This is a genomic window from Actinoplanes sp. GCM10030250 (genome assembly GCF_042666575.1).
Classification (GTDB): Bacteria; Actinomycetota; Actinomycetes; order Mycobacteriales; family Micromonosporaceae; genus Actinoplanes.
Window position 1 is genome coordinate 116,806 of the sequence record NZ_JBHTDO010000030.1, and the last position, 12,917, is coordinate 129,722.

A 12,917-nucleotide genomic window follows, 5' to 3' on the forward strand; every position below is an offset into this window, starting at 1 on the left:
GAAGCCATGAAATCACGCAAGTTGACGGCCGTCGCCGCCGCGATGACCGCCGCCACCCTTCTGGCCGCCTGCAGCAGCGGCACCAACGCCGGCTCCGACGGCGGCGAGGACAACAAGACCCTCACCATCGCCTCGGTCGACCAGGGCTCCGTCGAGAAGGTCGTCGACGCCTTCAAGGCCGCCAACCCCGGTATCACCGTCAACCTCACCACCAGCGGCGCCGACCAGTACCAGCAGCAGATTCGGACCCAGCTGGCGTCCGGCACCGCGCCCGACGTGATGACCGTGTGGCCGGGCAACGGCAACCCGGGTGCCACGTACGTCATCGCCAAGCCCGGCTACCTGCTCGACCTGTCCGACCAGCCGTGGGCCGCGAAGCTGCCGGACTCGTTCAAGAAGGTCGCCCAGTACGAGGGCAAGACGTACAACGCGCTGTTCGGCCTCAACGGCATCGGCGCTGTCTACAACGACGAGGCCCTGAGCAAGTCCGGCCTGACCGCACCGGCCACCTGGTCCGACCTGATCACCTTCTGCAAGGCCGCCGCGGGCAAGGGCACCCCGGCGTTCGCCCTGGGCATCCAGGACAACTGGGTCACCCAGCTGGTGCTCTACGGATTGGTCGCCACCACCGTCTACGGCCCCGACAAGGACTTCGACACCAAGCTGGCGGGCGGGCAGACCACGTTCGCCGGTTCGCAGTGGACCACAGCGATGGCCAAGTACCAGGAGATGGAGGGCGCCGGCTGCTTCCAGAAGGACCCGCTGGGCACCAGTTACGAGGCCAGCCAGACCCTCGCGGCGACCGGTAAGACGCTCGGCATCATCCAGGGCAACTGGATCATCAGCCTGCTCAAGACGAAGAACCCGAGCGGCAAGTTCACCATGAAGGCGCTGCCGGCCACCGACAACCCGGCCGAGTTCATCATGCCGGCGGCGGCGGGTGCCGGGTACGGCGTCAACGCCAAGGCGAAGAACAAGGAGCTCGCGCTCAAGTTCGTCACGTTCGTCATGTCGCCGGAGGGCATGAAACTGTTCAACGAGACGCAGGGCAGCCTGCCCACCCTGCCGGACGCCGGCACCACCGTCGACCCGGGCCTGGCCGAGCTGACCACGTTCGTCAAGGACAACCGCACCGTCCCGTTCATGGACCAGCTGTGGCCGAACGCCAAGGTGCAGCAGACCATGCTCAGCGGCCTCCAGGAGGTCTTCAGTGACCAGGCCACCGCCGCTGACGTGCTGAAGGACATGGACACCGATTACAAGGCCGGCGCCTGATGAAGAAACTCACCGCACTGGGAGTCTCCCTGATCCTCACCACCTCCACCGTGCTCGCCGCCTCACCGGCCGAGGCCACCGGTCCCGCGGTGCGGGTCGTCGACCTGCGTGTCGACGGCCGGCCCGACCAGCCGATCGGCCTGGACAACCCGAATCCGCTGCTCAGCTGGCGGTTCGCGGAGACCCGCTCGGCGGCAGCCGACCGGCAGACCGCCTATCAGATTCAGGTGCGCGACCTCGGCCGCAACCGGTTGCTCTGGGACTCCGGCAAGATCAATTCAACGATCCAGTCCGGCGTACGGTACGGCGGCCGGGCACTCACCTCACAGCAGCGCCTCGTCTGGCAGGTCCGGGCCTGGGGTGCCGACAAGCGGGCCTCCGACTGGAGCAGGCCGTCCACCTGGGAGATGGGCCTGCTGGAGCAGTCCGACTGGGGCTCGGCGAAGTGGATCGAGTATCCGGAGCGGTCCGAGAACCAGCCGATGCCGATCTTCGCCCGGCAGTTCGACGTCGACCGGCGCCGTAAGGTCAGCCACGCGCGGCTCTACCTGTCCGGCGTCGGCATGCACCTGCCGAGCGTCAACGGCCGCCAGCTGACCAGCGAGGTCCTGGCGCCCGGCTACTCGAACTACCAGCTGTCCAGCGAGTACCGGGCCTACGACATCACCGGTGAGCTGCGTAAGGGTGGCAACACCGTCGGGGTCGAGCTGGGCAACGGGCCGGCGTACGTGCGGCGCAGTGTCACCAACCCGGCGGTGGGGCGGACCGCGCCGTACTCGTGGTGGCAGAGCCAGCTCAAGGGCAATGGTGCGCTCACCGCCGACGCCGAAGCGGGCGCGACCACGGTCCAGCTGACCGCCGTCACCGGGTACCACGTCGGCGGCACGATCAACGTCGACACCGGTGCCGGCGGCGACAACCTGGAATCGCGGACGATCACCGCGATCGGTGAGGGCGTCATCTCCTTCACCCCCGGGCTGTCGAAGCCGCACCTGGCCGGTGCCACGGTGACCGGCTCCGGCAACAACATCGCCGCGAGCGATGCGAGCGCCGGTGCGGCCGTGACACCTCGGTTGATCGCCCGGCTCGAAGTCTCGTACACCGACGGTCGTAAAAGCGTTGTGGTCACGGACCGTGAGTGGCGCACCGCGCTGGGCCCACTCGTGACCGATGCCTGGTATTCCGGCAGTGACCACGACGCCCGCCGCGAGCAGCCCGGATGGGACAGTGCCGACGCGAACCTGTCGGCGTCCGCGAAGCGGCGCGACGGCAGCCCCACCGGATGGATCGCGGCCGGGATCGCCCCGCCGCCGAACCTGGCGACCAAGCTGGTCGGGCGCACCGCGCCGCCGATCACGATCGCCGAGACGTTCCGGCCGAAAACGATCACCAACCCGGTGCCCGGCACCTGGGTGTTCGACTTCGGTCAGAACATCGTCGGGCTGCCCCAGCTGAAACTGCGGCCGGGCGTGCCCGCCGGTACGACGATCCGGGTGTCACCTGCCGAATCCCTCGCGGCGGACGGCACGGTGGACCAGGCGTCGCTGAAGGGTGGCGGCGGCAGCCGGGGCGTCGACCTGTTCAACACCTACACCACCGCCGGGCTGCGCGGCGGGGAGACCTGGCGGCCGGACTTCAACTACTTCGGCATGCAGTGGGTGCAGGTCACCGGGCTGCCCGCGGACTACGTACCGGCGAAGGACACGATCACCGGCCTGCGCGTGCAGGCCGACACCCCGGTCGCCGGCAGTGTCGTCACGTCGAACGCCCGGGTCAACCGGATCCACGACATGGCCTGGTACTCGTTCGCCGGCAACATCATGAGCGTCTTCACCGACTGCCCGGGCCGGGAGAAGCTGTCCTACCCGGCGGACTACACGATGCCGATGGGCTCGATCCACCGGAACTTCGACCTGTCGGCCTACCTGCGCACCCACGAGCGGCACCTGGTCGAGGGCCAGTCCCTGGCGGACACCCCGATGTTCGGCAACGTCGCGCTCAAGACACCGGTCTACGACTGGGGCTACACGGGCCGCTTCGGCGACGAGATCAACTGGGGCAACGCGATCATCCTGGTGCCGGGCTTCCTGCGGCAGCTCTACGGCGACACCGAGACCGCGGCCCGCTACTACGAGCCGATGGTGCGGTTCGCCGACTACATCGCGCGGCAGAAGGCGGTCGGCAACATCGTCGACGCGGCGCTGGCCGACTGGGTGTCGGCCGAGCCGGTCTCCGGCCGGATCACCGGCACCTGGGGCTACTACGTGATGATCAAGGAGCTGGCCGAGCTGGCCCGGCTGACCGGGCATCAGGGCGACGCGGTCAAGTACACCGCGCTGGCCGCCGACATCAAGACGGCGTTCAACAACGCCTTCTACAACAACACGCTGCGCCGCTACACCGCCGACGGCAACGCCGGAACCACCGGCGCATCGCAGACCGCGCAGGCGCTGGCGCTCGACGCCGGCCTGGTCCCGGACTCCGAGCGGCAGGCAGTCCTCGACGCCCTGGTTGAGCTGATCCAGGCGTTCCACCCGAACGGCGACGGCCCACACTTCAGCGGCGGCACCATCGGCATGGCCCCAACCGTGCGGGCGCTGTCCGCCGGCGGCCGTGACGACGTGCTGTGGGATCTGATCCAGGAAGACGAGCAGCCCAGTTACGGCTACTTCATGGAGTCGACAGTCGCGAACCCGGGCGGCATGACGACCATGGGGGAGCGGTGGAACCGGGGCGACTCGAAGAACCACATGATCCTCGCCCAGATCGAGGAGTGGTTCCACGCCGGGCTGGCCGGCATCCGCGCCGCCGAGGGCACCACCGCCTACCGTGAGCTGGTCATCCAGCCCAAGGTGGTCGGTGACCTGACGTTCGTGAAGGGCAGTTACACCACACCGCAGGGCGAGTCCCGCTCGGAGTGGAAGCGTGACGGCGACCGGCTGCGGCTGACCGTCACCGTGCCGCCCAACACGACCGCCACCGTGCATGTGCCCACCCTGGGCGGCAAGGTGGCCGGCACACCGCACCGCGCCACGTTCGTGCGGATCGACGGAGGCTACGCCGTCTATCGGGTGCCGCCGGGCACCTACACCTTCACCACCCGGTGATCGAGAGAGGCCCGGTCCGCGGGCCGGGCCTCTCCTCTCGGAAGGACTCGCGTGCGGTTCCCGGACGGCTTTCTGTGGGGCAGCGCCACCTCGGCACACCAGGTCGAGGGCGGCAACACCAACAACGACTGGTGGGACTTCGAACATCACCCCGCGTCGGCCGCGCAGACGTCGTCCGGCGACGGCATAGATCATTTTCATCGGTACGCCGACGACTTCGCACTTCTCCGATCGCTGGGACACAACACCCACCGGCTGTCGCTCGAATGGTCCCGGATCGAACCGGCACCCGGCGAGTTCAGCCGCGCCGCCATCGCCCACTACCGGCGGGTGCTCACCGCGCTCGCCGAGACCGGGATGACCGCCTTCGTCACCCTGCACCACTTCACGCTGCCGCGCTGGTTCGCGGCCCGCGGTGGCTGGCTCGCGCCCGACGCGATCGAGGCGTTCGCCCGCTACTGCCGCCGGGTCGTCGCGGAGCTCGGTGACCTCATGCCGTACGTCTGCACCATCAACGAACCGCAGATGATCGCCCTGCACGGCTACCTCGAGGGCTACCACCCGCCCGGCCTCACCAACCCGGTCCTGTGGAAACGCGTCGGCGGGGTGCTCCTCGACGCACACCGGGCCGCCGTCGACGCGGTGCACGCCGTTGGCGACTCCCTTGCCGGGCTCGCCGTGCAGCTGCCGCTGCTCGCCCCCGCCCGCGACGACGACGCCTGCCAAGCGCTGTACCGGCTCATGCGGTACGAGATCGTCGACCGCTATCTCGACGATCCCGGCGGCGACTGGCTCGGCGTGCAGTACTACCGCAAGCAGTGGGTCGACCCGGCCTCACCGACCTGGTTCGGCACGCCGCCGCCCGGCATCCCGCTCACCCAGATGGGCTGGGCGGTCCACCCCGACGGGCTGCGCGAGATGCTGCACCGGGCCGCCTCCACAGGGTTGCCGCTCTACGTCACCGAGAACGGCATCGCCACCGAGGACGACACCGAGCGCCTCACCTACCTCATGAACCACCTCGCCGCGGTTGCCCGAGCACGTGCCGAAGGCGTAGATGTACGTGGATACCTTCACTGGTCCGCCTTCGACAACTTCGAATGGAGCGAGGGTTACCGGCCCCGCTTCGGCCTGATCGCCGTCGACGACGACTTCACCCGCGTCCCGAAACCCAGCGCACACGCCTTCGCCCGCATCGCCCGTACCGGACAGCTGCCGTCCCGATAGATCCGGAGGTCACAGTGATCCGAAAGCTCACCACCCTCCTGCTTGCCACCGCCCTGGTCACCGGGTTGTCGCCCGGTGTCGCCACCGCGGCACCAGCCGCGACCCACTACACCGGAGCCCTGCGCGACGGCGGGAGCTGGGTCGCCGACGTGCCTGCCCGCTGGAACGGCACCCTCGTCCTGTTCAGCCACGGGTTCGGGGCGCTGGAAGCCATCGACGCACCGAATCCCCAGGTGCGGCAGGCGATGCTCGACCGCGGTTACGCCCTGGTCGGCTCGTCCTACGACCCGAACGGCTCGATGTGGGCGTTGAAGAGCGCCACCCGCGATCAGTTCGAGAGTCTGGCCGCGATCACCCGCGTCATCGGCCGGCCCCGGCTCACCCTCGCCCTGGGCAGCTCGATGGGTGGGCTCGTCAGCGGGCAGGAGGCGCAGACGGCGGGGCGGCGCCTCGACGGTGCGGTCTCCATGTGCGGGCTGATGGGCGGCGGGATCAACCTCAACAACTATCAGCTCGACGGCTCGTACGCCCTGAACCAGCTGTTGCGTCCGGCGGAGCCGGTCAAGCTCGTCAACTATGCGAGCCCTGCCGAAGGGGCGACGGCGGCGGCGCAGCTCTCCGCGTCCGCCACGGCGGCTCGCGGGACGGCTGAGGGGCGAGCCCGGGTCGCGCTCGCTACGGCCCTGCTCAACATGCCGACGTGGTCTGCCGGTCAGCCTTCGCCGCCGGGACCGAGGGACGCGCCGGGGATCGCCGCTGCCCAGTACGAGTGGCTTGTCGCGACGCTGCCGTTCATCATGCCGGCGCGATACTTCATCGAGCTGTCGGCGGGTGGCAACGCGTCCTGGAACGCGGGGGTGGATTATGCGGCGCTGCTCCAGCGGTCGCCGCACCGCGACACGGTGCGGGCTCTCTATCGGAATGCGGGCGCTGACCTGCGCGCTGACCTCGCCGAGCTCACCCGGCACGCTGCGGTTCGTCCTGACCCGGCGGCGCTGCGCAGCCTCGCCCGGACGTCGACTCTGAGCGGGCACCTGGACGTGCCCAACCTGACCATGCACACGCTGTACGACCAGCTCGCGCCGGTGGAGTTCGAGGAGCAGTACGCGCGGCAGGTGCGGGCTGCCGGAGATCAACATCTGCTGCGGCAGGCGTATGTGGCGCGGCGGGGGCATTGCGCGTTCACGCCGAGCGAGATCATCGCGGCGGTGCGGGCTGTTGAGCGGCGGGCTGTGACCGGGCGGTGGGGGTGGGGCGCTACCGCCCGCCACCTGCAGGCGGATGCGGAAGGGCTCGGGCTGGGGGACGCCCCGGCGTTCGTCGACTACCGGCCGGGGCGCTTCGTGAACGACCGCCGCTGGCCGCCAGCTGGGCACCAGGGCACCAGCTGGTCGTGAGCTGCGTGTTTTCGGGCCGGAGGCACCCCTGGGCGCCAGCTGGGCGTGAGGGGGGTGTTTCCGGGCCGGAGGCACCCCTGGGGGCCAGCTGGGCGTGAGGGGGGTGTTTTCGGGCCGGAGGCACCCCTGGGCACCAGCTGGTCGTGAGCGGCGTGTTTTCGGGCCGGAGGCACCCCTGGGGGCCAGCTGGGTGGGGCGGCTGGGCGTGAGGGGGGTTATGGAGGGCCGTCGGTGTCGAGGCCGCCGGTCCAGCGGCTGGGGCTCTCCGTCTCGCCGTCCGGGTCGTCGGCTGTGACCTCGGTGGACTCGTGCTCCTCGGCGAAGTCGCCGGTGTCGTCGTCGGGATCCCCGATGGGCTCCATGGCGTCCTCCCGGTAGGTGTTGTGGTGTGCGGCTACCCGGGCGGTGGGGTGGTAAACGGAACGGCTCCGTTTACCGGCCAGCCGATGGGGAAGCCGCGAGACATGTCCGATGGCACGTAACTCGATCTGCGTACGGAATGAAGGAAAGCGGAACGTCACGCTGAGTTGCAGGGGAAGTCGAAGCTTGAGGCGAGGGGTGGTTCGGTGTCGCGACGCGACGTGGTGGTGATCGGTGGGTCCGCCGGGGTCCATGCCGCCCTGCGTAAGCTGCTGTCGCGCCTGCCCGCGGACCTGCCGGCGGCGGTACTCGTGGTGACCCACCTGCCGCCGGGTGCGCGCAGCACGCTGGCCGAGACGCTCGCGAAGGACTCGGTGCTGCCCGTGGTCACCGCTACGGACGGTGAGCGGTTGCGGGCCGGGCGGGTGTACGTGGCGGTTCCGGACCGGCATCTTGTCATCGGCGCGAACGATGTGCTGCGTCTCAGCACCGGCCCGAGGGAGAATCGGGCGAGGCCCGCCGTGGACGCGCTGTTCCGTGCGGCAGCCCGCTGGTGCGGGCCCCGAGTTGTCGGCGTGGTGCTGTCCGGGAGCCTCGACGACGGAGCAGCCGGCCTCGCCGCGGTGGCGGCGCACGGTGGCGCGGCGCTGGTCCAGGACCCGGTGGAGGCACGCTTCGCCGGTATGCCGCAGGCGGCGCTGGTGGCTGTCCCGTCCGCGGTGGCCGCCCCGGCGGCTGAACTGGCCCGGCTCATCGCTTTGCGCGCCGGGCAGCAGGTCGACGATGCGGAGGAGCCGGACGAGGCGTTGATCTGGGAGACGGACATGGTGGCTGACGGCCGTACGGATGCGGGCCATCCGCAGCGACCGGCCGCGCTGGGGTGCCCAGAGTGCGGAGGTGGCATGTACGAGGTGCGCACCGGCGCGGCTGTCCACTACGTGTGCCATGTCGGGCACTCGTGGTCGCCGCAGGCGTTCATCGCCGCCTCCGACGACGGCATCGAGGAGGCGCTGTGGACGGCGATCAGCGCGATGGAGGAGAAGGCCACGGTGTTGCGGGACCAGGCGGCCCGGGTGGGCGGTATCGAGTACGAGGCCGAGCTGGAACGGGTCCGGCGCTCCATCACGGTCCTGCGTGGTCAGCTCGTGGGCGAAAGCGATCACGCGGCGGCTTCCTGACGCAGCGGGCTGATCGGTCAGGAGGTGGCTTCGGCTTTGGCCATAGCGCCCGCGATGACCACCTCGAGACAGTCGCGGAACAGGTCGTCCACGGTACGCCCGGGTTGGAAGTATTCGGTGATCGCGGCCACGACGGTCGGGTGTTGCTCGGCGAATGCCGCCATGTCGAAGTCTTTCAGCGTTTCGGGGTCCGGGCGGGTGGCCTGTTCCTCGAGGACGTGACCGAACGTGAAGCGCTCGACGGTCAGGACGATCACGCGGGCCTGTCGCAACGGAATGCCGCGCGCGACCAGCGCGCTCATGGCCAGTTCGGAGATCGCCGCCATCGTGCGGGAGAGCTGGGAGGCGGAGACGACCCGGGCGCCGTCGGGATGAGCGAGCAGCGCTCGGCGCAGCCGCTGGGCGAGGTCGCTCAACCAGTCGCGCCAGTGTTGGTCCGGTTCGGGCGGTGACATGTCGCCGAACTCCTGGTCGAGGATCGCGTCCGCGACCGCGGTGACCAGCGCCGCCTTGTTGGGCACGTGCCAGTAGAGGGTCGGCGATTGCACACCGAGCCGTGCGGCGAGTTTGCGGGTCGTCACGCCGTCGAGACCTTGGGCGTCCAGCAGGGCGACGGCCTCGGCGACGATCCGCTGTCGATCCAGCGTCAATGTTGGTACCTCCACCATCACTCTATCAGTGCTAGAGTCTCTCTATCACTGATAGAGAGGGAGAGGTGGATGACAAACAAACGCTCGATCGGCGGCCTGCTGCACAGGGCGACACACCGCGTTCCCGGAGCCCCCGCGCACGCCGAGCGGCCGGCTGGACACCAGGGCGCGACGGCCCACGCCCGCGCGTTGCGTCGCGGTCCCGTCCCGCAAACTTCGTGGAACCACTCGCCGGCGCGCCCTCCCCGGTTCCTGCCGGCCTGGCAGCGCTGGATCGCGGCCATGCTCGGCCGGGAGCTGTCATGAAGGCGGCGGTGTTGCACCAGGTCGGCAGTGTCCCCCGCTACGAGGACTTCCCGGATCCCGTTGCCGGCGACGGCGAGGTGGTCATCGAGGTGAAGGCGGTCGCGGTCGAGAACGTCGACAAGCAGATCGCGGCCGGCACGCATTACGCGAGCGGGCAGTACACCGCACAGTTGCCGGCGATTCCCGCCTTCGACGGCATCGGCGCGCTGCCGGACGGCACCCTGGTCGGGTTCGGCAATCCCCGCCGGCCCTACGGCGCGCTCGCCGAGAAGACGGTGGTGCCCGAGGGCGCCTACATACCGATCGCAGAGGGCATCGATCCCGCGACAGCGACCGTACTGGGCACGGCGATCACCGGCATGTCCATCAAGACCGCCGCCGGCTTCGTGCCGGGCGAGACCGTACTCGTGCAGGGCGCCACCGGGGTCGCGGGGCGACTGGCGGTGAAGGTCGCCCGACTGCTCGGCGCCGGACGGATCATCGCGACCGGCCGCGACACCGACCAGTTGCACCAGGTGCAGGCCCTCGGCGCCGACGAGGTGATCAACACCGCCGTGGCGGACGAAGCGCTGACTCAGGCGTACCTCGACGCCAAGGGAGACGGCTACGACGTCGTGCTGGACTACCTCTGGGGGCGGCCCACCGAGATCCTGCTGAGATCGTTGGTCCCGCAGTCGTTCGCGTTCCACAAACCGACCCGGCTGGTCCAGATCGGCGAGTCGGCCGGTGCCGCGCTCGCACTCACCGCGGAGGGCTTGCGCACCTCCGGCGTCGAAATCTACGGCGCGGCCAAAGGCCTCGACCCGGAGACCATGCAGGAGCTCTATAGCCAGGTCGTGACGTGGACGCATTCCGGCGAACTCACCTTCGACGTGGTGAAAGTCCCGTTGAGCGATATCGAGATCGCCTGGCAACGCACTGATCTACGGGGCAGCAGGCTCGTCATTGTTCCGTGACAGGGGTGTGCTCAACCCTGCGCCGCGTGGGAGACGTGTTCCCAGTCGGACCAGGTCTGCAGGCGCTGGGCATAGATGTGCTTGACGAGCTCGGTCGGCTGGGAGCCGAACAGCACGCGTAGCGGCGGGTTCTCGGCGTCGACGATCTGCAGCAGGGCCGAGCCGGTCGCGGCCGGGTCGCCGGGCTGCGACCCACCCCTGCGGGCGGCCATGGCGTCGCGCATCGGCTGGTAGGCGGGGTTCGGGTCGGCGTGCACCGCGGACGAGCCACCCCAGTCGGTGCTGAAGCCGCCGGGCTCGACCAGGGTGACCTTGATGCCGAAACCGGCCACCTCCTGCGCCAGCGATTCCGTCAATCCTTCGAGGGCCCACTTGGAGGCGTGGTAGCCACCGAGGCTGGGGAAGGCTCCGACGCCGCCGATGGTGGAGATCTGGATGATGTGGCCGCTGCCTTGCGCTCGCAGGATCGGCAGCACCGCCTGAGTGACGAAGAAGACGCCGAACAGGTTGGTCTCCAGCTGCTCACGCAGCTGCTGCTCGCTGATCTCCTCGACCGCACCGAACAGGCCGTAGCCGGCGTTGTTGACCACGACGTCCAGGCGGCCGAACGTCTCGTGGGCGGCGGTGACGGCCGCGGTGACGGCGGACTTGTCAGTGACGTCCAGCGTGAGGGGCAGGACGTTGCCGCCGTACTTGGCGACCAGGTCGTCGAGGGCGCCGGTGGTGCGGGCGGTCGCGGCGACCCGGTCGCCCCGTTCGAGGGCGGACTCGGCGAACTGGCGGCCGAAACCACGTGACGTGCCGGTGATGAACCAGACCTTGCTCATGGGAGATCCCTTCCTGATGCGGCGAACTGCGGAGCTGCGCCTTCACTACGGTACACGAACTTAGACCCAGTCTAATAATAGATGGCGTCTATCACAGATATGATTGACCGGAAGGGGTGACACGATGAGCTTGCGAGAACAGAAGAAGCTGGCCGTGTGGCGAGCCATCCGGGGCGCCGCGCTGCGGCTGTTCGACCAGCGCGGTTATGAGGCTGTCAGCGTCGAGCAGATCGCGGCCGCCGCGAACGTCTCCCGGGCGACGTTCTTCAACTACTTCGCCAGCAAGGAAGCCGTCGTCTTCGACCAGGACCCCGAAGAACGCGACCACTGGCGCGCGCTCATGAACGCACGCCCCGCCGACGAGCGCCTGTGGGACTCGCTGACCGCGATCATGATCGGCTTCAACGAGCGCCTCGCCGACCGCATGCCCCTGCAACGCCGGCTCAAAGCGCAGTCACCCGCGCTCGCCCAGTCGACACAGGACCTCGGCGAGCAGTTCCGCACCGACCTCCGTGACTGGGTCGCCACCCGGACCGACGGCACGGACCCCCTCACGGCCACGTTGCAGTTCAACCTCGCCTTCGCCGCGATCTCCACGGCCTACCAGACCTGGCAGGCCGACGAGACCTTCGACCAATACCTGCAACGACTCCGGCGCTGCCTCGACCAAGCCGGCGCCGGCCCCGCCGCCACGTACCGCGAAGTGCAGAGGAGCCTTGATGAGTGAAGGGTTCTACTCGCACGCGAGGCTGTACGACCTGATGTTCCCGGGCGGCGGGCCCGCAGTCGACTTCTACCGGGCCGGCGCCGATCGGCAAGGCGGGCGCGTACTGGAACTCGGGTGCGGCACCGGGCACAAGCTGATCCCGATCGCGTCCGACGGGCATCCCTGCGTCGGCCTCGACTTCTCGCCGGACATGCTGGCTGAGGCCCAGCGCAAGGCGGACGAGCGCGGTGCGGCGGTGGAATGGGTGCGGGGCGACATGCGGGCCTTCGATCTGGGCCGCACGTTCGACTTCGTGTTCATCACCGCCAACTCCCTGCTGCATCTGCATGAGGCTGAGGATCTGGTGAGCTGCTTCCGGTCGGTCCGGAAACACCTGGCACCTGGGGCACGGTTCGTCTTCGATGTCTTCAATCCGAGCGTGCGCCTGCTCGCCGAAGCCGACGGCGTGCGGCGTACCTGGGGGTCGTTGTCGTTCGTCGATCCTGACCGCGGCGCCGTCAGCGTCGATGTCGCTGAGACCTACGATGCGGCCGCGCAAGTCACCCGCGGGACGTGGCACCTCTCGACCGGCTCCGAGCCCGACTTCGTCGTCGCACCGCTCGAAATCAGGAGCATCTTTCCGCAGGAGCTGCCGCTGCTGCTCTCGCTCGGCGGTCTTCGGCTCGTCGAGCGCTTCGGCGACTGGTCCGGCCGGCCGTTCGCCGCGGATTCGCCGCTTCAACTCTGCGTCTGCGAGCGAGTGTTCTGACCGTCTCGGGGGCCGCTACAGTGGCCTGATGGCCGAGTCGGCTTCCAGGGTTTGGCTTCCCTTCCGTACCGTCGGCAGCCTTGAGCCTGTTGCTTTTTGGTTTCGGCGGGTTCAGGCGTATAGATACTTTTATGCATGTTTGAGATCATTGGTGGATGG

Annotated in this window: 12 protein-coding genes; 9 read left to right on the forward strand and 3 right to left on the reverse strand. The window is 69.1% G+C overall.

Annotated elements, in window-relative coordinates; genetic code table 11:
* The first annotated feature begins 6 nt into the window (after window positions 1-6).
* From ACFQV6_RS31880 to ACFQV6_RS31895, 4 genes are read left to right on the forward strand one after another with little or no spacing between them, the layout of a single operon-like run.
* Window positions 7-1,275 carry an ABC transporter substrate-binding protein gene (locus ACFQV6_RS31880; RefSeq protein ID WP_378031345.1) on the forward strand — a complete coding sequence of 423 codons (1,269 nt, stop codon included), beginning with the start codon at window positions 7-9 and terminating at the stop codon, window positions 1,273-1,275.
* Window positions 1,275-4,382 carry a family 78 glycoside hydrolase catalytic domain gene (locus ACFQV6_RS31885; protein ID WP_378031346.1) on the forward strand — a complete coding sequence of 1,036 codons (3,108 nt, stop codon included), beginning with the start codon at window positions 1,275-1,277 and terminating at the stop codon, window positions 4,380-4,382. The genes ACFQV6_RS31880 and ACFQV6_RS31885 overlap by 1 nt, the downstream gene beginning before the upstream one ends.
* A gap of 51 nt (window positions 4,383-4,433) precedes the next feature.
* Window positions 4,434-5,609 (forward strand): glycoside hydrolase family 1 protein, encoded by a 1,176-nt coding sequence (locus ACFQV6_RS31890; RefSeq protein ID WP_378031347.1) that lies wholly within the window; start codon window positions 4,434-4,436, stop codon window positions 5,607-5,609.
* A gap of 14 nt (window positions 5,610-5,623) precedes the next feature.
* Window positions 5,624-7,006 (forward strand): hypothetical protein, encoded by a 1,383-nt coding sequence (locus ACFQV6_RS31895; RefSeq protein WP_378031348.1) that lies wholly within the window; start codon window positions 5,624-5,626, stop codon window positions 7,004-7,006.
* Window positions 7,007-7,221: 215 nt separating this feature from the next.
* Here ACFQV6_RS31895 and ACFQV6_RS31900 read toward each other — a convergent pair whose 3' ends face one another.
* On the reverse strand, window positions 7,222-7,368 hold the full coding sequence (locus ACFQV6_RS31900) for a hypothetical protein (RefSeq protein WP_378031349.1): 147 nt from the start codon (window positions 7,366-7,368) through the stop codon (window positions 7,222-7,224).
* A 204-nt stretch (window positions 7,369-7,572) separates the two neighbouring features.
* On the opposite strand from ACFQV6_RS31900, the gene ACFQV6_RS31905 reads away from it, so the two are divergent.
* Window positions 7,573-8,544: a chemotaxis protein CheB gene (locus ACFQV6_RS31905; RefSeq protein WP_378031350.1), complete on the forward strand. Its 972-nt coding sequence runs from the start codon at window positions 7,573-7,575 to the stop codon at window positions 8,542-8,544.
* A gap of 17 nt (window positions 8,545-8,561) precedes the next feature.
* Here ACFQV6_RS31905 and ACFQV6_RS31910 read toward each other — a convergent pair whose 3' ends face one another.
* A complete protein-coding gene (locus ACFQV6_RS31910) occupies window positions 8,562-9,194 on the reverse strand; it encodes a TetR/AcrR family transcriptional regulator C-terminal domain-containing protein (RefSeq protein WP_378031351.1) in 633 nt (210 codons plus the stop codon).
* Window positions 9,195-9,263: 69 nt separating this feature from the next.
* Between ACFQV6_RS31910 and ACFQV6_RS31915 the strand changes: the two genes are divergently transcribed.
* Window positions 9,264-9,500, forward strand: coding sequence for a hypothetical protein (locus tag ACFQV6_RS31915; RefSeq protein ID WP_378031352.1), 237 nt, complete (start codon window positions 9,264-9,266; stop codon window positions 9,498-9,500).
* Window positions 9,497-10,456, forward strand: a complete 960-nt coding sequence (locus ACFQV6_RS31920; protein WP_378031353.1) for a zinc-binding alcohol dehydrogenase family protein — start codon at window positions 9,497-9,499, stop codon at window positions 10,454-10,456. The genes ACFQV6_RS31915 and ACFQV6_RS31920 overlap by 4 nt, the downstream gene beginning before the upstream one ends.
* Before the next feature lie 11 nt (window positions 10,457-10,467).
* On the opposite strand, the gene ACFQV6_RS31925 is transcribed toward ACFQV6_RS31920, so the two are convergent.
* On the reverse strand, window positions 10,468-11,283 hold the full coding sequence (locus ACFQV6_RS31925; RefSeq protein WP_378031354.1) for an SDR family oxidoreductase: 816 nt from the start codon (window positions 11,281-11,283) through the stop codon (window positions 10,468-10,470).
* Between the two features lie 124 nt (window positions 11,284-11,407).
* Here ACFQV6_RS31925 and ACFQV6_RS31930 point away from each other — a divergent pair, with 124 nt between their 5' ends.
* Together ACFQV6_RS31930 and ACFQV6_RS31935 are read left to right on the forward strand one after the other, a co-directional pair.
* A complete protein-coding gene (locus tag ACFQV6_RS31930; protein ID WP_378031355.1) occupies window positions 11,408-12,010 on the forward strand; it encodes a TetR/AcrR family transcriptional regulator in 603 nt (200 codons plus the stop codon).
* A gap of 34 nt (window positions 12,011-12,044) precedes the next feature.
* Window positions 12,045-12,758, forward strand: coding sequence for a class I SAM-dependent methyltransferase (locus tag ACFQV6_RS31935; RefSeq protein WP_378031356.1), 714 nt, complete (start codon window positions 12,045-12,047; stop codon window positions 12,756-12,758).
* Window positions 12,759-12,917: the final 159 nt, after the last annotated feature.